A 21,136-nucleotide genomic window follows, 5' to 3' on the forward strand; every position below is an offset into this window, starting at 1 on the left:
AGCCAAGCGGCGCTTCTTCCTGAAGCGCCGCTTTTTTATGTAACCACGGTAACTGCATTTATGCCAAAGGCCCGGTTTTTGTGCGGGTGGTCATAAACGGATTACCATGGTAGCAACAACATTAAACTTACTGGTAGATAATGTTCCATACATCGTTACGGCTGAACCTTTCGCTTATAATGAAGAGGAGCGTTTCAGGATCACGTATAACGGCGGCCCGGTATATACATTCGCCTGGGATGAGGAACTGCTCAGGTTTGCAGCCCTTGGCGATGAGGCTGCCACTATCCCGGATAGCCTGGAGCAGGCCATTGCACAGCAGCTGAAAGTACCGGAGGATAAAAAACGGTAAAATGGGAAATGCCATGTGGTTCACAATGCTTTCCCCGGCACACCTGCACCCAACAAAAAAGCGCTCTTGCGAACGCTTCTTTGCTTTTTAAGACCATATCACGGTTAACTAATAAAAAGTCATTCACAATGATGCGCCTCTATCCACGCTGCAACGGCATCCGCTGCTGCAAGGGCTTCCGCGGCGTCCGGGGAGCCGTTAAACGATTTGACATTTGCCGGGGTTAATTTAGGCAGTGTAGTCAGCCAGGCATCGATCGCCTGTACATAAGGCCATACTGTAGCCGTTGGGGAAACATTGGTTCCGCTCAGCTTGATGGCAGCCGCCTGGAGGAATACTTTCTTCGCCGTGCCTATGCCGCCTGCATTGGAGCTTTTCCATATGGCAACACCTTCTGCCTGGGTGTAGCTATACCCGCCAATGGTCACATTCCCCGGCCATACCAGGCCCGGTTTTGCAAACCAATAGCCCTGTGAAAAACTGCATCCTTCCACAACCTCATCCGGGCAACCCAGGCCGGGAAAACATTGGGTTCCGCAGCCGGTGGTATTGCCGCTCTTGTAAAATGCTGTAGCGCCCATATCGATGTTCAGGCTTTTATTCAAGACCAGTTTATAATAGCTTTTGGCGGTACCCGACGTGCCAAAATCGAATTTTAATACCGGACCGGTAAGAAGGCTGCATGCGTTCAGCATGGAAGCATCTTCTTCGTAGGTAGGAATAAAAGGGGTCCAGGTCACGCCGTCGCCGCTGTATGCCGCGCCAACGATATCGTCCATGGTAGCGCATTGACCCAACTCAATATCCCAGTGGCTGAGGTTTTGCACCGTGCCATCGGAACCGTTGCCGGGATTGGGGTTGCTGACGCTCCAAACCCATTCATAGTTGGAACCCACCTGGGTAATACTTTCGAGGATGATCACATACGGGGTCGGGCAAACAGTAGTAATTGCATCCGACGGAGGTAACACAACGCTTAGATTTCGGGGAGCCGGCTCATCCTGGCCTTTTTCAACAGATTTTTCGCAGCTGTACATTCCAATTGAAAATGCGACAATCAGACTCCAATGCATCAATTTTTTCATACCATAGGTTTTAATTGTTTACATGAGCGGTCATGCCGTTATAAGCATAACAGCTAAACGTGGGAAAACGGGAAATGATAGAACAGTAGCAGATGAGGTTATTTCTGCCAGGAGATGGTCAAAAAAATGATTGTTGTTGGATTCGTTTCGGTGCCGGTCTTTTATTCGCTCAGATCTTGGATTACCAGGTTCCTAAGTTACTTTTATCCGTGTTCATATTTTGTTATCACATTGTTATGGTGAAAATCAGGCAGATAGCAACCGGCAACGGCTGTTTCTACGAAAATGAAAATACGCACAAAAAAAGCACATGCAATACACATGTGCTTTTTATTACGCGGGAAAGGCGATTTATCCTTTATCCAATATCTTCAACGCCTCATCGTCTTTATACGATTCGATCTGTTTGCGCAACTCTTCCTTCAGCGTTGCTGTGATCTTTTCTGTTCCTTTCGAACCATAGATATTCCTTAGCTGCATCGGGTCTTTCACAAGGTCATACAGCTCCCAGCTGTCTGCCGGGCCATAAAACCTCACCAGTGTATACCGTTCTGTGCGCAACCCGAAGTGCGGGCTCACATGATGCGGTTCGGGGAATTCGTAATAATGATAATAAGCGGCTTTGCGCCAGCCCGATTTGTTGGCCCCGGGCTTCACCAGCGGCATGAAAGACACGCCCTGCATTTCTCCCGGAACCGGCGCCCCGGCTATGTCCAGGATCGTCGGCGCCCAATCCACGTTCGTCATCAGTTCATTCACTTTCGTACCGGGTTTTATCACGCCCGGGTAGCGCACCACAAATGGTGTGCGCAGGGATTCTTCATAAATGAACCGCTTATCGAACCAGCCATGCTCGCCAAGATAAAATCCCTGGTCTGAAGCATATACTACTACAGTGTTTGCAGCCAGCCCGGATTTATCCAGGTAATCCAGCAGGCGGCCGATGTTCCTGTCCAGCGAACGCGCGGTGGAAAGATAATCTTTCAGGTAACGCTGGTATTTCCATTCGGTGAGGGCTTCTCCGCTGAGATTTTTATCATCGAATTCTTTGCTCACTTTGTCGTAGTAGGCTTTGAACTTCGCTTTTTCTTCAGGGGTGAAACGGTTATAGACAAACCGGTTGTAGTCCGCATGCACTTTGAGGTCTTCTTTCAGGCGCATCGTTTTTTCGATGCTCATATCCTGGTTTTGTGCGGCAACACGGTTTTTGTAATCGTCTTTGAAGGATCTGGGAAGGGGGAAATTTACGTTGTCGTATGCGCCCAGGTCCTGGAGGTCAGGCAGCCATTCGCGGTGGGTGGCTTTATGACCAACCACCAGCATAAAGGGTTTGCTGGTATCGCGGTGCTGCAGCCAGTCGATAGACACATCTGTGATCACATTGGTCACATAACCTGGCAGGCGCGCGGTGTCTTTTCCTTTTTCGATGAAATCGGGGTTGTAATAATGGCCCTGGCCGGGAAGGATGCGCCAGTAGTCGAAACCTTCAGGCAGGCTGCCGAGATGCCATTTCCCGATCCAGGCGGTTTGATACCGGTGCTGCTGCAATACGCGCGGAAACAGCAACTGTGTGACATCAAACCGTTTTTCATTGAGCGTATAGCCGTTGCGGTGACTGTATTTACCTGTGAGCAGGGTAGCGCGGCTGGGGCCGCAAATGGAATTGGTGACGAGCGCATTCCGGAAAATAGCCCCTTCGCGCGCAATGCGGTCGATATTCGGCGTTTGCGCCAGCTTGCCGCCATAAGCGCTCACCGCCTGGAAGGCGTGGTCATCGGAGAAGATAAAAATAATGTTCGGCCGCCTGGTCTGCGCCTGGCCAGCAACAGCCAGCAGCAACAGGAAAGCCGGCAGTGTTCTCTTTAGTAGCATCATAAAACGGGTTTTATAAGGTTATCGGGTCAGCTTTTTCAGTTTATTCATCCAGCGTGTTTTCTTTACCAGTAAATAATTCATCATTTTCTGCGCCGGCGTTACGGCAATGCTTTTGCCCATAAACGTACCTTCAAAGAGCGTCTTTGGCTCGTAATGTTTATAATACATTCCCCTTTCCAGTTCCCAGTAGCCGTATTTCAGCAGGTCTTTGGAAGGGATCGGCTGAAGGTCCTGCTGCAGGAGGGCAACTACCTCTTCGTGCGTGGAAGGCGTATAAAAACCTTCCAGCCTGTCGTAGAACGAATTGCCCAAAAGCACCACCGGCTTGCCCCAGAAGGCCGCTTCAACGCCCATGGTAGAACTGAACACCATCACGATATCTGCCGCATCCATCAGCGCATAGGTATCTATCATTTCTTCCGCCCTGATAAGGGTGAGATTGCTGAAACGCCTGCCTATTTCGTCCAGCTCTTTTACCTGCGTATTTTTCTCGCCTTTGAGATTAGGGTGAACCCGGATGTAAAAATGAATGTCCTTCCGGTGCTCAAAGCTCTCCAGCAGCTGCGCGATCCCCTTATTGTCGTCTGCATATATTCTGCCGGAAATGCCGGCTATGCCTTCGTATTCGTCCAGCGAAGAGTTGTACAGCACAATGTTCTTCACGTTCCTGTCAAACCCCGGCGGCAGGCTTCCCAGCTCCTGGTCTGCCGTGAATACGATCCACGACTGCAATATCCTGTTCCTTCTGTCCACGAAAAACTTCTTCCCTGTTTCTTCCCGGTCTGCCGGCGCTTTTTCCCAGCCTTCAACGATCTCCCGCGCAAGACTTTCCAGGTCGTGCGGGGTGCTGTTATCGCAGAGGATGTATTTTTCGATGGTGCCGCCGCGCTCGTGCGTCTGGAAATGAATGCCTCTTTCCTCGCAAAGGCGCATCATCGGCCTGATCTCCAGGTAGCGGCCGTTGAAGACGATCACCAGGTCCGGCTTCAGTTCGTCCAGCATCCTTTTGGCATTTTCATGCACGTACAACGACGTCCATATGCCTTCGCGGATATTTTTTTTGAACTTCTCCATATCCAGCCGGTGGTCGCGGTAGGCGGAAATGAGGGAGGAAGCAACGCCCATACCTATGTCTGAACCTTCGTAGGTAAAGGCTTTCAGTTCGTCTATGGAAGCGAATTTTTCAGGAATGATCTTTTCATCAACCGCAAGGTCTTTGAAGTAAAGTATCTTCTCCGGCGGCAGGCCGAGTATGTTGAATGAATTTTCCTGGCGGCTGCGGCAGTCGCGGCAGATCCACTCCGCACGGGTGAAATTAATGTTGCAGAAATGCAGTTCGCCACGGCATTGCACAAAATATACATCATGGCCTTCTTTCAACAGGTCCGTCGCAATCTCCATTTCTGTTTCGATATGCGGGGTGATGTTGATGCCGTTGAAAAACAAAACTTTCATGCTTCCTTATCTGTTGTTTTAAATTCCCGTGATCGTAAGCGGCGTACCTTTTTTGTAGGCCATCCTGGCCGTCTGGCCAAGCAGTTTTTCGTAATACCGCGGGTGAAGGCCGTCGCCGGGGCGTATCACGCGGATGTTCTCTGCGGTGAATATTTCGCCGGGCTGGATATCTTTTACTACGTAAATAGAACGTTTGAAAAGCAGGCTCTTCTTCTCTGCTTCCTGTACGCCGTACTGGATATGCCCCAGCGACAGGAAGGCGCTGTTCGTATCATCCGCCAGCCTGCGGAATTCTTCAGGTTCCATGGAAAACGCGCTGTCTACACCACCATCCGCCCGCCGCAGGGTGAAATGTTTTTCTATCACGGTGGCGCCCAGCGCGGTGGCGGCTACGGCTACGCCGGTTCCCATGGTATGGTCAGACAAGCCTACCTGGCAGCCGAACAGCTGCTCCATATGCGGGATGGTGAGGATGTTCGTATTCTCGGGCGTAGCGGGATAAGTGCTTGTGCATTTCAGCAGCACGAGGTCTTTGCAGCCATTTTCTCGCAGGATGTTCACCGATTCGCTGATGTCCGCCAGCGAGCTTACGCCGGTAGACATGATCACGGGCTTACCGGTGGCGGCCACTTTTTTCAGCAGCGGCCAGAATGTATTTTCAAAAGACGCGATCTTATAGCAAGGCACGCCCAGAGATTCCAGGAAGTCTACCGCCGTTTCGTCGAAGGGAGAGCTGAATGCCAGGATGCCGCGCTTTTTCGCATGGTCGAAAATGGCCTGGTGCCATTCCCAGGGCGTGTAGGCCATTTTATAGAGGTCGTACAGCTCCTGGTTGTTCCAGAGGGAGTTTTCGTCTTTGATGGTATAAGCCCCTTTGATGGTCATCGTATCCGCAGTGTAGGTTTGCAGCTTGATGGCGTGCGCGCCCGCATCGGCGGCGGCGTCAACAATAGCCAGCGCCCTGTCCAGCGACTGGTTGTGATTGCCGCTCATTTCCGCAATGAGAAAGGGGCGGTGCAGCGGGCCTACGGTATGATTGCCTATCTTGAATTCCATCGGTTTCATGGTTGCGTATTGAATTTTAAAAGATACACATGGCAGGGTTGGCCCTGGATGGTTTCTTCGTGTTTTAGAAAGTTGAGCTGTTCAAACACCTGCCGGGAAGGAGCATTCGTGGTTTTCACCACTGCTTTTATTTCTGTAATGTCCGGGCGGGCTGCGCGAAATGCGGAGATACCGAGCCTCGTCACTGCCGTGCCTAATCCCCTGCCCCGGAAATCCGCATCCACAGAGTATCCTATCGCGGCCTGCGAGCGCATGATATCAATGTCGAACCGGATCTGGCCTACCGGTTTTCCTTCCAGTTCCAGGATATACATGTGCGCATCGGGAGCAATAATTTTCCGGCTGAACCACGCTTCGTGCTCTTCCGCTTTTATCTCCGCCTGGTTCAGCGAATGCTGCCTCACGGCCGGTTCGTTGGCCCATTCGAATATCTTCTCGCTGTCTGCCGCCGTCACCCGGCGGATGCTGAGGCTCCGCTCAAGGTCCAGCTGGCGGAAGATCTTCAGCAGGCGCTGCGGCGATTGCCCGTCAAAAAAACGAACCTGCTGCGCGGCCGATGCAGCCAGCTTTTCAGCATCGTCCACGAAAATATCACGGAGCGGGAAAGCAAGGTTTTCCCGGGTGAAAAAGTTATAAATATCCTGCTGGTTGTCCGCGATCATCTGCAGGTACAGTTCCCCGTGAATAGATAAGTATTCGTAAGATACGGTACTGGGCGGGCAAATGGCCCACCTGCATCTGCGCATCAGCGCGGCCATGGCCTGTTCGTCCAGGTTCTGCAGCAGTTCAATATCCGGTTCGTGCTGGCGGACATATGTTTCCAGCGCTTCACGGTGAAGGTAGGCGCTGCCGGTAACCACGTAACATTTTTTGCGGATGCCTTTCTGCCTGAGCAGTTCCAGCACGGCCATTGTGTCGTTCTTCGGGTCTGCGCCGCCCATAGATACCATGATCGCTTCTTCACGCGCCCCATTTACGTCCTGTTGCAGGAAGGCGGGCCTCAGCAACGCGTAGGCCGTACCAAGGTAAGCGCGGGTAAGTGGCGCCAGCGAATAATCCTGCACGCTGAGGCCGCCGGCATGATTGATCACCGCATCGGCCACGAAATGGTATGCATGGATATCATCGATGCAAACGATCTTATTGCCCCTGGCTTTCAGCTGTTGCTGGTAATACGTGTTGAACGCATAACCGTCCAGCACCAATATCTCATTTCCTTCCAGCTGTTCCGCCCATGCCGCGGCTTCGTTTTCAATGCCGGTGCCGGGAAGCGGTGTAAGTGCAAACCCCGCTTCTTCCACATAGCGGCCCAGCGCGGGCGAAGGGTTCCGGATGAAAAAACGGCATTCAAATTCCTCCCTGAGCATCATCGCCAGGGCACAGCTCCTGATCACATGCCCTAAACCTATCTGCGGGCCGCCATCACAACGGAATAATATCTTCGTTCTTCCCGGCATTATAAATATTTTCTGAAGACGGGTTTGGCTGGTTCGCCCTGCAGGTGCCGCTGGTAGCCGTCTTCCAACGCTTTCGAATACACGCTCAAGGTATGCTCAAACGCGGCGGCGAAATGCGCCACATCTTCTTTGGTATGCGAAAAACAAGGTACGAACACGCCCTGGAACAACACGCCTTCCCGGATCATTTCCTGCATGGCCAGCGTGCGCATGCCGCTGCATATTTCTTTGGCCTTGTTCCTGAAAATGAATACCGGCATCCAGTTGCAGGGGGCAACGGTAATGTGGTCTTCCAGCCCCGCGCGCTGCAATGCGCTATTGCATTGTGCTATCAGTTCGTCACCAATGGCGTGGTTGTGACCTATCACATCGTGCTGTTCAAACACGTCGATGGTGGCGATGGCCGCGCCGATGTTATGCGTTTCGCCGCCGTGCGTGGTGGATACAAGGAATACTTTTTCTTTCCCCGTTTCACGGATGCCGCCCAGCTCCATGATCTCCTTGGTGCCGGTGAGCGCGCAAAAGGAAAAACCGTTGGCAATGCCTTTGCCCCAGGTAGCCATATCCGGCTTCACGTTGTATTTGGTAAGCGAACCGGGGAATGCGGTCTTGTAACCCGTGATCATTTCATCGATGATGTACAGCGCGCCGTGCCGGTGTGCCAGCTCAATGGCTTTGGCGAGATAACCTTCCGGCAGGCCGAAATTCTTTTCCGGTTCGGAAATCACGCAGGCGATCTGCCCGGGATATCGTTCGAATAATTCGCGGAGGGAATCCAGGTCGTCTGACTTATAGGTTACGGACAATGCGGATATTTCTTCCGGGATGCCCTTATTGCAAACTGTTTTCCCGATGAACCAGTCGTCGTAGGAATAGAACGGATGGTCTCCCGGGAATGCGATCAGTTTCCTGCCGGTGTAGGCGCGTGCCAGCTTGGTAGCCGCGGAAGTAACGGTAGAGCCGTTCTTCGCGAACTTGATCATGTCGTGCCCGGGAATATTTTTAAGAAAACGCTCAGCCATTTCCATTTCAATGTAAGCGGGGCGCTGGAAATTGACGCCTTTCTCCAGCTCCAGCTTCACCCTGTCTACTACGGGCTGGTAAGCATGGCCAAGGATCACGGAAGTGAGGCCCATGGAGCAATCCAGGTATTGATTGCCGTCTATGTCCCACACCTGCGAGCCTTTACCATGACTGATGGCCGCGGGAGACAGCACGGGAAACTGGTCGTCTCCCTTCGAATAAGTGTGCGCCCCGCCCGGGATCAGGTCGTGTATCCTGGCCCTGAACTCATCAGACTTCTTGAAATTATTGATCATTATTTAAAGATTTTTGATAGCCTTCATTTCTTTTGATGCCGCTGTTCAATGCCTGTATATCGGGGCTGGTTTGCAGCAGTTCCGCGTAAGCTTCCATGGTAGCGCCTGTACCCAATTTCGCGATCAGCTGCGTGATCACGTCCAGGTCGCGCTGCTCGTCTACCGTCATGCGCAGGCCGCCGAGCTGCACGCCTTCGTTGAAGTTGGCCGCTTTAAAGAGCTTGCCGCCCATGAAACCGGAATGTTTGCGGATAAAGGGCGTCACATGTTCCCTGTCAGACGGAAGTGTGGCTTCTTTCCAGGCTGTTTCCAGCGCTGAGAAACGGAACACTTCTATATCCTGCCCGTCAGGGTAATTTTCTTCCAGCGTATTGCTGCAATAGTCCAGCTCATGCGCCAGCGTGTACTGCAATACTTTGTCGATCAGCCGCGGATCTATCAGCGGGCAGTCTGCCGTGAGGCGGATCACGTAATCCGGGCGGTCGTTTTTCACTGCCTGGTAAAACCGGTCCAGCACATCGCTGGTGCTGCCCTGGAAATATGCCACGCCCAGCTTTTCCATGACGCGGAGCGCCGGTTCTATCCCGGGTTCCAGCGTAGTGGCCACTATCAGCCTGCTGATGGAAGTTGCCGCGGCGATCCGTTGCAGGTGTATTTCCAGCAGGCTCTGACCGTTCACTTCACGGAGTATCTTGCCCGGCAGCCGGGAAGAACCAATTCTTGCCTGTGTTACCGCCACTACCTGCATATCACCAGTTTGCCGGGTTCAATAATGTTATTTCTTCTACGTGTATGTCGTTTACCTGCCCGAATAAATGCCGGTAAGCCGGCGTGGCCGGCCAGATGGCATGCAGGTTCTCCCGCAGCTGCTCAAGAGAATCCACGCCTATCAATACTTTATCGATATAAGGCTGAGCCAGCGCATAATTCAGCGCCAGCTGGTTGAGCGGCGCTTCATGCACTGCGGCCAGGCGCTGCAGCTTTTCGACGTAAGGCGCCAGGGGAGCAAGCTTCCCGGGAAACGACGCAACATCTTTAAAGAAAAGCCCCTGCAGGAAAACGGAACGCACATGTATCTCTTTCCCCGCATCTTTTGCCTTCGCCAGCAAAGCACCGCGCTGGGAGTTGTTGTCCAGCAGGTTGAACGGCAGCTGGACCAGTTCTATGTCTTCATCGCCGGTCACTGCGGCCAGCTCTTCATTGGTGTAGATCGAAATGCCTGTCTTTTCGATGAGCCCTTTTTCTTTCAGATCTTTCAGTTCCTTTACCAGCGCAGCATTGCTTTCATAATCCTTATAGCTGTGAAACATGTAGGAATAAAGCCGCTCCACGCCCAGCAAGGCTGTTTTCTGCCGGGTGAATGTTTCGAGGCCGTCATGCAGGCTGCCGCTGAACTTGGAAATGATGCTGAAACGTTTGTCTGTCTGCCGGTGATACGCGGCAATCACGGCTTCCGCCTCGCCATATGCCCCCGCAGTGTCCAGCATGGAAATGCCGTTGTCTGCGGCAAAATCCAGCATGGCAAACACCTGCTGCATGCCAGGCATACCCTGGCTGTTGTTGATGCCATAAGGTATGCCGAACTGCACGGTGCCCAGTATGATCTTATTTGTAGGCTGCATAAATATCTTTCTTCAACAGGCTCACACTACATTTGTTGTAATAGTCGTCGCTGGAGTCCAGCTCCCTGGTGCTGTGGTCGAACGAGCCTTTGAACACCAGCTGGTACAACTCGGTTTCAGTAAATATCCTGTCATAGTTCTGTTTATAACTGTATGCCTGGAATTGGGTGATATGCTGGTAATTGTTCTTGATGGTCTTCTCTGAGAAAAAATCCACGATGATCAGCAGGCCTTTATCCGCCAGCACCCTGTCTATCTCCGCGATCACTTTCAGCAGCAGCGGGCGGTCTATCACGTAGAACACGAAGCCTACCACCACCAGGTCGAACTGCCCGTCTGCATACATGCCCATCTGGTCTGCCGTGCCGGCAGACAAATGAACGTGCGGGTAAGTGCGGCTGCCGTAATCCACTGCCTGCTGCGATGGGTCGATGCCGAACACATTCGTTTCAGGGTACAGTTTCTTAATACCGTCCAGCCGGTAGCCGGCTGAAGAGCCGATCTCCAGGATATTCTGCGGCCTGATGCGGTAATTCCTGATCGTGCTGATCACGATATCGTCGTCGGCGCGGTAGTTGTCCAGGAAGGATTTATTGCGCTGGAACCATTGATCCGCTTCGTATTCCTGGAATGCTTTCTTCTGGAAATGTTCCGTCTGTTCAGGCATGTTGTAACACGGTTTTAATGACAAAATCCTGTTCTTCCTGCGAAAGCCCGGGATACATGGGCAGGCTGAGGCATTCTTCATAGAATGCTTCGGCCAGCGGATACTGTCCTTTGGCGTAGCCCAGGCCCCGGTAGTAAGGCAGGGTATGCACAGGGATGTAATGCACCTGCGCATAGATATGCTGTTCGCGGAGCTTGTCGTACAGCTGTTTCCGGTTCTTTGTTTTGATCACGTACAGGTGGTAGGCATGGCCTTCGCCATGGTCTGCCACGCTGGTATCCACTTTTGTGCCGGCGAATTTTTCTGAATAATAACGCGCTATTTCGCGGCGGCGCGCCAGGCCTTTGTCTGCCTTCTCAAGCTGGGTAATCCCGAGGGCCGCCTGGAAATCCGTCAGCCGGTAATTGAACCCCAGCTCCTGCATTTCATAATACCAGCCGCCGTGGTTCTCATGCATCTTCTGCGCGTCTTTGGTGATGCCGTGCGTACGCAGCAGCAGCAGGCGCTCGTACAGGGCCGCATCGTTGGTGGTGATCATGCCGCCTTCGCCGCAGGCGATATGCTTTACGGGGTGGAAGGAAAAAATGGCCAGCTCCGCAAACTTCCCGTTGCCGCACAGCTGCTTTTCACCTTTGCTGTCAATAAAATACCCGCCGGGAGCATGACAGGCGTCTTCAATGATCCACAGGCCAAACTCGTCCGCCAGTTGCCTGAATGCTTCAAGGTTCACCGGCAGCCCCGCGTAATCTACAGGAATGATACCGGTGTAAGTGCCTTTGGGTGCGGCTTCCAGCAGCGCCCGCACTTTGGCGGGGTCCAGCGTAGCGGTTGCCGGGTCGATGTCTGCAAACGTCACTTTGCCGCCGCAATAGCGGATGCAGTTAGCGGAAGCGGCAAAAGTGATGGGAGTGGTGATCACGTTCGAATGTTCATCCACGTTCAGCGCCAGCGCCGAAAGATGAAGCGCCGCCGTGCCATTAGAAACAGCTACGGCATAACGGGCGCCGACGTATTGCGCAAATGCTTTTTCGAATTCCGCGATGCGGGGGCCCTGCGTCAGGAAGTCCGACTGGAGCGCATCCACAACTGCGGCAATGTCTTTTGAATCAATTTCCTGTTTACCGTATGGTATGATGCGCATAATATCGTTCATGGTTAAATAGTAAAACTGGTATCCACATGCTCTTTGATCAGGCTCCGGATCTCTTCCACGTTCACCCATTCCGTATTTTCCCCCGAATTGTAGCGGAAGCCCTGCGGAACAGGTGCGGCTTTGAATTTCTCGACAAATTCCTTCAGCTTGAAATCCGTGCTCAATGGTAAAATTACATAGTATTTACCCAGGTCGTAGGTGGAGAAAGAGTCGGAGCTGGTGATCATTTCCTCATGGATCTTTTCACCGGGGCGGATGCCCACGATCTTTTGTTCGCATTCAGGGCCGATGGCTGTTGCCACGTCGGTGATCCTGTAAGAGGGTATCTTAGGCACGAAGATCTCCCCGCCCCAGGCCTGCTCCAGCGCATGCAGCACCATGTCCACCCCTTCTTTGAGGGTGATGTTGAAACGCGTCATGGTCGGATCGGTGATGGGCAGCACGCCTTCTTTGCGTTTTTTCATGAAGAAAGGGATCACGGAACCGTTAGACCCCATCACATTCCCATAACGCACAACGGAAAAACGGATAGGATTGGCGCCCTTGATGTTGTTGGCCGCCACGAACAGCTTGTCTGAGGCCAGCTTGGTAGCGCCGTAGAGGTTGATGGGCGCGGCCGCCTTGTCTGTTGAAAGGGCTACGACCCTTTCCACGCCGGTTTCCATGCAGGCGTTAATGATATTTTCCGCGCCGATGATATTGGTCTTGATACATTCCATGGGGTTGTACTCGGCAATGGGCACGTGTTTCATAGCAGCGGCATGCACGACATAATCGATCCCCTTCAGCGCCTTCACTACCCGCTCATAATCCCGCACATCACCGATAAAGAACCTGATCTGGGGATATTGAGCTTCGGGATAATCCTGCGCCATCTGAAACTGCTTCTGCTCGTCGCGGGAGAAGATGACCAGCCTTTTTACCTTTGGCCACCTTTCAAATACCTCTTGGGTGAATGCTTTGCCAAACGACCCCGTTCCTCCCGTGATGAGGACGCTTTTTCCATTTAAGTCTAACATAGAATGCCTTTGTACTTTTTGTTTTAACCTCGTATTCTGTTCTCCGGCGCAGGAAAGGCTGGCCCTTCCCGGCAGGATGATTCACAAAACTAATGTTTATCACTGGCAAAGAAAACCTAATATTATCGCCTGTGCCAATGAAGGAAGCAGAAACCCGGCGCGATGCCTCCCGGAACACAAACGAAACGGCGGCTGATTGTCATGTTACGCCGCTGAAAATGACAATTGCCGTTGGCTCCCGGGCCTTCCTCCGGTGTTGATCCAAAATATTTTAAATTGCAGCCTATGATCCAATTCACTGCCATCCTTAAGAAATTTGCTGATCAGGGTGAAAAGACCGGCTGGACCTACTTTGAGATCCCCCCGGAGCTCGCTGAAAAGCTGAACCCGGGCGTAAAAAAATCTTACCGGGTGAAAGGTAAGCTGGACGGGTATGCCATTCAACAGGTGGCGCTGGTCCCGATGGGTGAAGGCCATTTTATCATTGCAGTGAATGCCACGATGCGCAAAGGTATCGGCAAGCGGCAGGGCGCATCCGTTAAAGTGCAGCTGGAAATGGACACCGCTGAATGGAAAATGAATGAGGACTTCGTGGCCTGCCTGGAAGACGAGCCCCGCGCAATGAGCTTTTTCAAATCGCTGGCACCAGGCCACCAGCGGTATTTTTCCAACTGGATAGACAGCGCCAAAACAGAAGAGACCCGCGCCAAACGCATTGCCGCCACCCTCAACGCCATGTTGAAAAGCATGAACTACGGCGAAATGATCCGCGCCATGAAAGCTGATAAAAACAAATTCTGACCGCCAGGCATATTAGCCCCTGATCCGCTGCCAGAGCTCTTTCCAGGCTGCGCGGATGAACCCCAGCCGCCGGAGGCTCAGGGTGAGCAATATTTCCTCCCTTATGCTGCTTACGTTGTCGAAGAACCGGAATATCCTGGGTGCGGGGTTGCGGGTGAACATTCCTGAGAACAGCGCCGCGCCCTGCGGGCTTCGTTCACTGAGCATGCGCAGCAGTATGCCGTCATAAAAATGGAAACGCCTCCAGCCGGCGCGCCTGCCAAGGTAAGGGTGGCCGCTGCCCGCCAGCTGATCGGTGAGCCGCCGGGAATGTTGCTGGATGAACCGGAAAGTGTAGCCGGTGGTCGGCTTCGTTTGCCCGCCGGCGGCACCGATAAAAACGATGCGCCCTTCATGCGAAGGAAAGCGGTGATTGGTCATGGGTATGATACCGCCGGTTTCTTCCATTATATTGAACGCCGTGCCGGGGAAATGTTTCGTCATGTGCTCCTTCAGTCCTTTTTCATACGTTTCCTGCGGCCCGGGGCTTTCGGAGCACATTGTGTATTCCACTATTGCTTCGCGGGCAGACAGCGGGAGGGTGTAGATAAATGCGGCGCCCTGGTGCTGCATGGCCCTGAAATCCATCAGGGTGGCGGCATCTGGGTCGAAAACATCTTCATCGGCCTGCACTTTCCAGCTGCGGAAATGCTGCACCAGGTAGTGCCTGCCTTTTTGTTTTTCGGGAGGTGAAATGGAAATGCTGCTGAAAATATAATCCGCCGCAATGGTTTCGTTGCCGGTCTGAACAAAAGCACGGTCTTTATCAGACCATATGTTTTCAATATTCAGCTGCCTGAAGGTGAAATTGGAGCGGCGGCGGATCACGCTCCTGGCGTGGCGGTAAAAGTCCGCTGCCCGGATCATTTTGTAGGTGTAAGGCCGTATGTCCAGCAGGGAAGAGGCGCCGTTCACGCCGTGGAACCATACTTTTTCCCAGCGGCGGTGAACGTTTTTTTCGAAGAGTCCCGGTGCGGTTTCCCAGAAGCACCAGGTGCGGTGCTCTTCTGCTTTTGCATCTTTGTCTATCACCAGCACCTTTTTACCGTGCAGGCGCGCGCAATCCGCCATGTGCACGGCCAGGCTCAGGCCTGCGCAGCCCGCCCCTGCGATGATATAGTGGTAATGCTTCAAAGATGCAAGGCAGATTTAACATCATTTTCCGTTTAGCCGGCCTGTCGGTCATTTTGTATGTTGCTTCCCGAGGTATTCAGCGATTTTTGGAAAAGCCAGGTGAAACCAGTGTGTAAAGGTTTCCGGCTCTTCGCGCAGCAGCGCGCGGATGTGGTCAAGCGGGAGGTAGCGGTGGGCCTGCACTTCAGCCTGGTCGGGCGCAACGGCGCCGTCGTATGTACCTACCAGTACGTGATCGAACTCATATTCCGTGAGCCCGTTATCGAAACGGGTATGGTAGGTAAAGCTGAAGACCTCTTCCAGCGGGCAATCGAAGCCCATTTCTTCTACCAGGCGGCGATGGGAAGCAGCCAGGGTGTCTTCTCCCGGAAGGGGGTGGCTGCAGCAGGTGTTGGTCCAGAGGCCGCCGGAATGATATTTATCCTGCGCGCGCTGCTGGAGCAGCATTTCACCGGCGGAATTTACGACAAACACCGAGAAGGCGCGGTGGAGCAGGCCTTTCTGGTGCGCTTCGAGCTTTTCCATGGTGCCTACAGGTTCATCCTGTTCATTGACGAGTATAACGGGTGGTAGTAACATGTTGCGCTGCTTGGTCTGGCTATAAATTTAAACAGTTTCGGCGATTTTCGGGCGCGGGTAAAAAAATTCCTGGCAGCAGCGTGCCTTCCGGCTGCAGTCATGCAAAAACAGCGCAGTACAGTGGGTTACGCGTGCGGAGGCGCGGGCGAATATTTGCATACGATACCTGGCTCACCGGGGGTTACACGTTGCCGGGAAGGGTAAAGTACTTAAGGGATCTTTGTTTGATGGAGCGTTTTCCGTGAGTACGGATAATTTTAGGTTAATCAGTAAGATCAGTAACGGGCTACCTGGGCTTTCAACATTTTGCGGGCGAAATGGATACGGCTCTTGATGGTTCCTAAGGGTTCTTCCAGGATATCTGCGATCTCGAAATATTTAAATCCGTCCAGGTACAAAATGAACGGTTTTTTGAAGATCACGGGGAGGTTATGAACGGAAGTCTGAATGTCCTTGATCCTCAAACCGCTTTCCGCCTGGTTGCCGATGATGACCTGCTGGGTGTTCAGGAGGAAATCGTTGGTGGAATTATCGAAACAGAGGTGCTGCTTTGATTTCCGGCGGTAATTGTTAATGAAAATGTTCCTCATGATGGTGTAGAGCCAGGCCCGGATATTGGTTCCGGCGAGGTACTTTTCCTGGTTGGAAAGGGCTCTGAACATTGTTTCCTGGTAAAGGTCCTTGGCGGACTCGGCGTCCTTGGTCAACGTAATGGCGAAGGGCTTTAGAAAGTCAGCATTGCTGAGCAATAGGGTGTTAAATTCAGCGGATGACATATTGTTTAATTTTTGTTATACTAATTTAAACAAAATAACACGTTACTCCAAACAATTTCCGCGATTTTTTTTCGTTACCGGCTAAATTGCGATTGAATTAATGATTTCATAATCAGCATTTAGCAAAAGCACAGGGAGTATAATTCACATGTATAACCGATGGTTAACGGGGTTAAATACGTTTAACTATTTATGCATAAAATATTAAACAAATGTGTGGTTACGATTATATAACACGAATAGTCCACGTTTGGAATATATACGTGTGAGCCGGCGCTATGGTTTTTCAATTTTGAAAAAAAGTTGCTCCTTAATATATAATTGATTTTCATAACGCTAACATTTATATGTTATTTTTAATAAATTTGCCGGGCCTTATTGCAAATCCCCTGCAGGAAGCCAGTTGAAGAATATGGCTAAACAAACTGAAAGGGGCCTGCATCGTGTAAAGATTTTTTATTTTTGTGCGAATTTGCTGTGATTCATCCGTATACCTTCGCCACAACGGCAGTTATATGAATGGAAGTTGCTGATTACATAACTCCGAAAACAATATTTTCTAAATCACTTCTAACATCTCACAAAAAAATGACAGCCAACGATCATAAAATTGCCGTGATAGGATTAGGCTACGTAGGATTACCCCTTGCCATTGAATTTTCCAGGAAATATCCTGTGCTTGGTTTTGATATCAATGCAGCACGTGTAAAAGAACTTTCCGCCGGAGAAGACCACACCAACGAAGCAGACATCGAAAGCCTGACCGCCATGCTGGCTGCAGGTAAAACGGACACGACAAAGGGCCTGAAGATATCTTCTCATGAGCCGGACCTTCAAGCCTGCAATATTTACATCGTCACGGTGCCCACCCCTATCGACCAGTTCAAGGCGCCGGACCTGAAGCCATTGCTAAAAGCCTCTGAAATGCTGGGCAGGCACCTGAAGAAAGGGGATATCGTTATTTACGAATCCACTGTATACCCTGGCTGTACGGAAGAAGATTGTGTTCCCGTGCTCGAAAAAACGTCCGGCCTGAAATTTAACGCAGATTTTTATTGCGGTTATTCCCCCGAGAGGATCAACCCGGGAGACAAAGTGAATACCCTCACAAAGATCAAAAAGGTTACCTCCGGTTCCACGCCTGAGATAGCGGATAAGGTAGATGCGCTGTACAGCAGCATTATCACCGCGGGCACCCACAAGGCGCCAAGCATCAAAGTGGCGGAAGCTTCCAAGGCCATCGAGAATGCGCAGCGCGACGTGAATATCAGCTTTGTGAATGAGCTTGCCCTCATATTTGACCGGATTGGCATCGACACTTCCGATGTTATCGAAGCGGCGGGCACCAAATGGAACTTCCTGAAATATAAGCCGGGATTGGTTGGCGGCCATTGCATTGGCGTAGACCCTTATTACCTGGCCCATAAGGCCGAATCGCTGGGATATCACCCGCAGGTGATCCTCTCCGGGCGCAGGGTAAATGATAATATGGGTATGTTCGTGGCCAATAAGGTCGTGAAACTCATGATAAAAAAGGGGCATAAGATCGACGGGGCCCGGGCGCTGATCCTCGGGGTCACGTTCAAGGAAAATTGCCCGGACGTACGTAACTCGAGGGTGGTAGATATTTACAAAGAACTGGTGCAGTTCGGCGTTTCCGTGGACGTGTACGACCCGCATGCCTCTCACGAGATCGTGGAGGAGGAATACGGGATAAAATTATGTGACAAGCTGGGCTCCGGCTACGATGCGATCGTGCTGGCCGTATCCCATAAGGAGTTCCTTGAGCTGGACTTTACCAGGATCACGAATGGAAAGAACGGGGTGATATTTGACACGAAATCATTTTTGGACAGAAACCTGGTAGACAGCAGGCTGTAAACACTCTATCGGGCAGGCGGCGGTTAAAAGCCTTTACCCCGCCTGCCGTTACGGATACAATTTGGCTCATCTCATCTCCTTCTTCAGCCCGCCGGCTTTATACACATTAATTCGTACTTAATGTATAGCAGAACATGGATGAACAGGGATTACCGGGAAACGGTAAAACGGCCCTGTTGATTTTCAATCTGCTAACATTTAAATGTTATTTTTAATAAATTTGCCGATCCTTTTTTGTAAACCCTTTATTGGCAGGGAGTTTGCAGAAAAACGGCAAAATATTCGAGAAGTATTTATCTGGAAACTGCATGAAGAAGCTATTATTGGTTCAAATATTCCTGTTTATAGGAATCTGCGCTTTTGCCCAGGTACCTTCCCCCAACCAGGTACAACAGATGAAAGTCGAAAACCTTTCTGATGAAGAAATACGTCAGTTGGTAGCGGAAATGAAGCAAAATAAAGTTTCGTTTGATCAGATTGACAGCTATGCAAAGCAGAAGAACATCCCTTCTTCCGAGGCAGTAAAACTCAAAGACCGTATACGTTCACTGAATCTTGATAAAGAACTGACAGGTGATAGCAAGGTATTGCCTTCTGAACCTCCTCTGTCAGAAAGAAACATAAACGAGGGAACTGTCATTTCAGCCAGGGATATTCAACCTATGACAGAAGCCGAAAGCAGAAGAGCTAAGATCTTCGGCTCAGAACTTTTCAGGAACAAGAACCTGACTTTTGAACCTAACCTCCGGATGGCCACTCCTCCCAATTATAAACTGGCGCCCGGAGACGAGCTGGTGATTGATGTATATGGATATTCCGAAGTACAGCACAAACCAACGGTTTCTCCGGAAGGGCAAATACGCATTCCTTATCTGGGCCCCGTATATGTAAGCGGCCTTACCATCGAAGAAGCCAGGATCCGGATCACCAAACAGCTTTCCACGATCTACAGTGGTATCAGGTCCGGCAATACATTCGTCCAGGTGTCGCTCGGCAATATCAGGAGCATCCAGATTTTAATGATCGGCGAGGTAGTACGCCCCGGTTCTTATACGCTCCCTTCCCTGGCTTCGGTAGCCAATGCATTATATGTTTCAGGCGGCCCGGATGAAAACGGATCTTTCCGGGATATCCAGGTTATCAGGGCCGGTCAACCCATTGTAACATTTGACCTTTATGATTTCCTGCGGAATGGAGACCTCACCAATAACATTATACTTCAAGACCAGGACATTGTAAAGGTGAACCCCTATAAAACCAGGGTTGAACTGACGGGAGAAGTAAAACGTCCTGCTATCTTTGAGGTGAAGGAAGGGGAAGTTCTCCAGGATGTGATCAATATGGCAGGCGGGTTTACGGATATTTCTTTTAAGGATGTCATCCGGGTATACCGGATCAACAATAAAGAGCGTGAGGTAGTGAATGTTTCTGCCGACCAGGTGGCGGGTTTCAAACCCCGTTCCGGCGACCAGTATTTTGTGGAGGCAATACTGAACCGGTTTACAAATCGTGTAACGATCACCGGCGCAGTATTTCATCCGGGGGTATATGAGCTGGAAAAGAATATGACGGTGGCAGACCTGATAGGGAAAGCTTCGGGCGTTAAAGAAGATGCTTCACAGGGGAGGGCAATTATTTTCCGGCTCAACGATGACCTTACTCCTACCGGGATCAGCTTCAGCCTCCAGGATGCGATGTCGGGCAAGCAAACAGTGAGCCTGCAGCGGGAAGACAGCGTGGTGATCTATTCAAAACTGGACTTGCGGGAGAACTATAAGGTGAAGATCAGCGGCGAGATCAATAATCCCGGTTATTACAATTATGCAGACAGCCTGCAGATCGGTGATGTGATCCTGATGGCGGGAGGCCTGCGGGATGCAGCCTCTCTTAAAAGGGTTGAAGTTGCCCGCCGGGTAAAGGGCAGGGAATATAATGCTACCGACAGTGTGCTTGCCATTGTAGCACAGTATGATCTCACCAATGATCTCAGCACTTTAAACGGCATCACACTGCAGCCGTTTGATGAAATAGTGATCCGCCGGTCTCCCGTATACAACGAACAGGCATCTGTTTCCATAGATGGCGAGGTTGTTTATCCCGGGCCTTACATCATTAACTCCAAAAGGGAGAAAATCTCTGATCTGCTAAGGCGGGCGGGAGGTCTCAAGCCCGAGGCATATCCCGAAGGAGCTGTATTATTGCGTAAAATATTCGTAACCTCTTCTGACAGCTCTTTGCTTGATTCCAAACTCCAGGTGTTTTATAACAAGCTGGCAGACAGCACTTCTATCCGGAAGATGGAAGCCACTCTTGGGATGAAAGAGCAACTGGTAGGCATTAATTTAACCGAGATACTTAAATCCCCCGATTCCAAATACGATCTGTTGCTGGAAGAAGGGGACAGGATCAAAATCCCGAAGAAACTGCAAACCGTACAGTTATTCGGTGAAATATATTTCCCTAAAAAAGTACGGTTTGATAACAAGGTCACTTTCAGAGATTACGTCCGCGGGGCTGGCGGCTTTACCAACAGCGCGCTAAAACGAAGGAGTTACGTGGTATATGCGAACGGAGAAGTGAAAAGCACCAGGAAGATATTATTCTTCAACAGCTACCCCAAGGTAAAACCAGGCGCCGAGATCTATGTGCCTTCCAAAAAAGAAAGCAGGGGATTATCAACCCAGGAAGCGATCGGCATAACTTCCGGGTTTGCATCGCTGGCGCTGATCATTGTAACTATCCTGGACCGGACCAACTAAATACGCTATCGCCGGATATAAACCGCAATATATATCTTCATGGACGCTAAAAAACCAGAAACTACACAGCAAAGTGAAATCTCGTTAAAGGATCTCAT

At 51.1% G+C, this 21,136-nt stretch carries 18 protein-coding genes; 4 read left to right on the forward strand and 14 right to left on the reverse strand.

All coding sequences use genetic code 11. From position 1 onward, the window contains the following. The first annotated feature begins 106 nt into the window (after nucleotides 1-106). Entirely contained in the window at nucleotides 107-352 is a 246-nt protein-coding gene (locus R3I13_RS03940; RefSeq protein WP_346316621.1) for a hypothetical protein, read from the forward strand. 119 nt (nucleotides 353-471) lie between these two features. Here the strand turns inward: R3I13_RS03940 and R3I13_RS03945 are convergent, their stop codons facing one another. From R3I13_RS03945 to pseB, 11 genes are all read right to left on the reverse strand, one after another. After that, the gene (locus R3I13_RS03945) at nucleotides 472-1,323 is read right to left on the reverse strand and encodes a hypothetical protein (protein WP_346316622.1); all 852 of its coding nucleotides are present in this window, start codon (nucleotides 1,321-1,323) and stop codon (nucleotides 472-474) included. 465 nt (nucleotides 1,324-1,788) lie between these two features. After that, on the reverse strand, nucleotides 1,789-3,312 hold the full coding sequence (locus R3I13_RS03950; protein WP_346316623.1) for a sulfatase: 1,524 nt from the start codon (nucleotides 3,310-3,312) through the stop codon (nucleotides 1,789-1,791). A gap of 18 nt (nucleotides 3,313-3,330) precedes the next feature. Next, on the reverse strand, nucleotides 3,331-4,767 hold the full coding sequence (locus R3I13_RS03955) for a hypothetical protein (RefSeq protein ID WP_346316624.1): 1,437 nt from the start codon (nucleotides 4,765-4,767) through the stop codon (nucleotides 3,331-3,333). A gap of 18 nt (nucleotides 4,768-4,785) precedes the next feature. Continuing rightward, the gene (pseI, locus tag R3I13_RS03960) at nucleotides 4,786-5,832 is read right to left on the reverse strand and encodes a pseudaminic acid synthase (protein WP_346316625.1); all 1,047 of its coding nucleotides are present in this window, start codon (nucleotides 5,830-5,832) and stop codon (nucleotides 4,786-4,788) included. Then, the gene (gene pseG, locus R3I13_RS03965) at nucleotides 5,829-7,289 is read right to left on the reverse strand and encodes a UDP-2,4-diacetamido-2,4,6-trideoxy-beta-L-altropyranose hydrolase (RefSeq protein ID WP_346316626.1); all 1,461 of its coding nucleotides are present in this window, start codon (nucleotides 7,287-7,289) and stop codon (nucleotides 5,829-5,831) included. Before pseG ends, pseI begins: the two co-directional genes overlap by 4 nt. Continuing rightward, nucleotides 7,289-8,608 (reverse strand): glutamate-1-semialdehyde 2,1-aminomutase, encoded by a 1,320-nt coding sequence (locus R3I13_RS03970; RefSeq protein WP_346316627.1) that lies wholly within the window; start codon nucleotides 8,606-8,608, stop codon nucleotides 7,289-7,291. The genes pseG and R3I13_RS03970 overlap by 1 nt, the downstream gene beginning before the upstream one ends. Then, nucleotides 8,598-9,356 carry a glycosyltransferase family protein gene (locus R3I13_RS03975; protein ID WP_346316628.1) on the reverse strand — a complete coding sequence of 253 codons (759 nt, stop codon included), beginning with the start codon at nucleotides 9,354-9,356 and terminating at the stop codon, nucleotides 8,598-8,600. Before R3I13_RS03975 ends, R3I13_RS03970 begins: the two co-directional genes overlap by 11 nt. Nucleotide 9,357: 1 nt before the next feature. Continuing rightward, nucleotides 9,358-10,230, reverse strand: a complete 873-nt coding sequence (locus R3I13_RS03980; RefSeq protein WP_346316629.1) for an aldo/keto reductase — start codon at nucleotides 10,228-10,230, stop codon at nucleotides 9,358-9,360. Beyond that, nucleotides 10,214-10,897 (reverse strand): class I SAM-dependent methyltransferase, encoded by a 684-nt coding sequence (locus R3I13_RS03985; RefSeq protein ID WP_346316630.1) that lies wholly within the window; start codon nucleotides 10,895-10,897, stop codon nucleotides 10,214-10,216. Before R3I13_RS03985 ends, R3I13_RS03980 begins: the two co-directional genes overlap by 17 nt. After that, a complete protein-coding gene (pseC, locus tag R3I13_RS03990) occupies nucleotides 10,890-12,050 on the reverse strand; it encodes a UDP-4-amino-4,6-dideoxy-N-acetyl-beta-L-altrosamine transaminase (RefSeq protein WP_346316631.1) in 1,161 nt (386 codons plus the stop codon). The genes R3I13_RS03985 and pseC overlap by 8 nt, the downstream gene beginning before the upstream one ends. A gap of 2 nt (nucleotides 12,051-12,052) precedes the next feature. Further along, on the reverse strand, nucleotides 12,053-13,069 hold the full coding sequence (gene pseB, locus R3I13_RS03995; protein ID WP_346316632.1) for a UDP-N-acetylglucosamine 4,6-dehydratase (inverting): 1,017 nt from the start codon (nucleotides 13,067-13,069) through the stop codon (nucleotides 12,053-12,055). A gap of 285 nt (nucleotides 13,070-13,354) precedes the next feature. On the opposite strand from pseB, the gene R3I13_RS04000 reads away from it, so the two are divergent. Next, the gene (locus tag R3I13_RS04000; protein WP_346316633.1) at nucleotides 13,355-13,870 is read left to right on the forward strand and encodes a YdeI/OmpD-associated family protein; all 516 of its coding nucleotides are present in this window, start codon (nucleotides 13,355-13,357) and stop codon (nucleotides 13,868-13,870) included. Between the two features lie 12 nt (nucleotides 13,871-13,882). On the opposite strand, the gene R3I13_RS04005 is transcribed toward R3I13_RS04000, so the two are convergent. From R3I13_RS04005 to R3I13_RS04015, 3 genes are all read right to left on the reverse strand, one after another. Next, nucleotides 13,883-15,043 (reverse strand): lycopene cyclase family protein, encoded by a 1,161-nt coding sequence (locus tag R3I13_RS04005; RefSeq protein ID WP_346316634.1) that lies wholly within the window; start codon nucleotides 15,041-15,043, stop codon nucleotides 13,883-13,885. Nucleotides 15,044-15,091: 48 nt separating this feature from the next. Next, a complete protein-coding gene (gene idi, locus R3I13_RS04010) occupies nucleotides 15,092-15,622 on the reverse strand; it encodes an isopentenyl-diphosphate Delta-isomerase (RefSeq protein ID WP_346316635.1) in 531 nt (176 codons plus the stop codon). 275 nt (nucleotides 15,623-15,897) lie between these two features. Continuing rightward, nucleotides 15,898-16,398 carry an RNA polymerase sigma factor gene (locus R3I13_RS04015; RefSeq protein WP_120517189.1) on the reverse strand — a complete coding sequence of 167 codons (501 nt, stop codon included), beginning with the start codon at nucleotides 16,396-16,398 and terminating at the stop codon, nucleotides 15,898-15,900. 588 nt (nucleotides 16,399-16,986) lie between these two features. Between R3I13_RS04015 and R3I13_RS04020 the strand changes: the two genes are divergently transcribed. Next, the gene (locus tag R3I13_RS04020; protein WP_346316636.1) at nucleotides 16,987-18,279 is read left to right on the forward strand and encodes a nucleotide sugar dehydrogenase; all 1,293 of its coding nucleotides are present in this window, start codon (nucleotides 16,987-16,989) and stop codon (nucleotides 18,277-18,279) included. A 662-nt stretch (nucleotides 18,280-18,941) separates the two neighbouring features. Then, a complete protein-coding gene (locus R3I13_RS04025; RefSeq protein WP_346316637.1) occupies nucleotides 18,942-21,038 on the forward strand; it encodes an SLBB domain-containing protein in 2,097 nt (698 codons plus the stop codon). Nucleotides 21,039-21,136 lie beyond the last annotated feature (98 nt).

Origin of the sequence: Chitinophaga sp. YIM B06452 (assembly GCF_039655965.1) — a bacterium.
GTDB lineage: Bacteria > Bacteroidota > Bacteroidia > Chitinophagales > Chitinophagaceae > Chitinophaga.

Coding starts and splice junctions, on each gene's coding strand:
- R3I13_RS04000 (WP_346316633.1), top strand. CDS start 13,355: ATGATCCAATTCACTGCCATCCTTAAGAAATTTGCTGATCAGGGTGAA.
- pseC (WP_346316631.1), bottom strand. CDS start 12,050: ATGAACGATATTATGCGCATCATACCATACGGTAAACAGGAAATTGAT.
- R3I13_RS03940 (WP_346316621.1), top strand. CDS start 107: ATGGTAGCAACAACATTAAACTTACTGGTAGATAATGTTCCATACATC.
- pseB (WP_346316632.1), bottom strand. CDS start 13,069: ATGTTAGACTTAAATGGAAAAAGCGTCCTCATCACGGGAGGAACGGGG.
- R3I13_RS03985 (WP_346316630.1), bottom strand. CDS start 10,897: ATGCCTGAACAGACGGAACATTTCCAGAAGAAAGCATTCCAGGAATAC.
- R3I13_RS03970 (WP_346316627.1), bottom strand. CDS start 8,608: ATGATCAATAATTTCAAGAAGTCTGATGAGTTCAGGGCCAGGATACAC.
- R3I13_RS03975 (WP_346316628.1), bottom strand. CDS start 9,356: ATGCAGGTAGTGGCGGTAACACAGGCAAGAATTGGTTCTTCCCGGCTG.
- pseI (WP_346316625.1), bottom strand. CDS start 5,832: ATGAAACCGATGGAATTCAAGATAGGCAATCATACCGTAGGCCCGCTG.
- R3I13_RS03950 (WP_346316623.1), bottom strand. CDS start 3,312: ATGATGCTACTAAAGAGAACACTGCCGGCTTTCCTGTTGCTGCTGGCT.
- R3I13_RS04025 (WP_346316637.1), top strand. CDS start 18,942: ATGACAGAAGCCGAAAGCAGAAGAGCTAAGATCTTCGGCTCAGAACTT.
- idi (WP_346316635.1), bottom strand. CDS start 15,622: ATGTTACTACCACCCGTTATACTCGTCAATGAACAGGATGAACCTGTA.
- pseG (WP_346316626.1), bottom strand. CDS start 7,289: ATGCCGGGAAGAACGAAGATATTATTCCGTTGTGATGGCGGCCCGCAG.
- R3I13_RS04020 (WP_346316636.1), top strand. CDS start 16,987: ATGACAGCCAACGATCATAAAATTGCCGTGATAGGATTAGGCTACGTA.
- R3I13_RS04015 (WP_120517189.1), bottom strand. CDS start 16,398: ATGTCATCCGCTGAATTTAACACCCTATTGCTCAGCAATGCTGACTTT.
- R3I13_RS03955 (WP_346316624.1), bottom strand. CDS start 4,767: ATGAAAGTTTTGTTTTTCAACGGCATCAACATCACCCCGCATATCGAA.
- R3I13_RS03980 (WP_346316629.1), bottom strand. CDS start 10,230: ATGCAGCCTACAAATAAGATCATACTGGGCACCGTGCAGTTCGGCATA.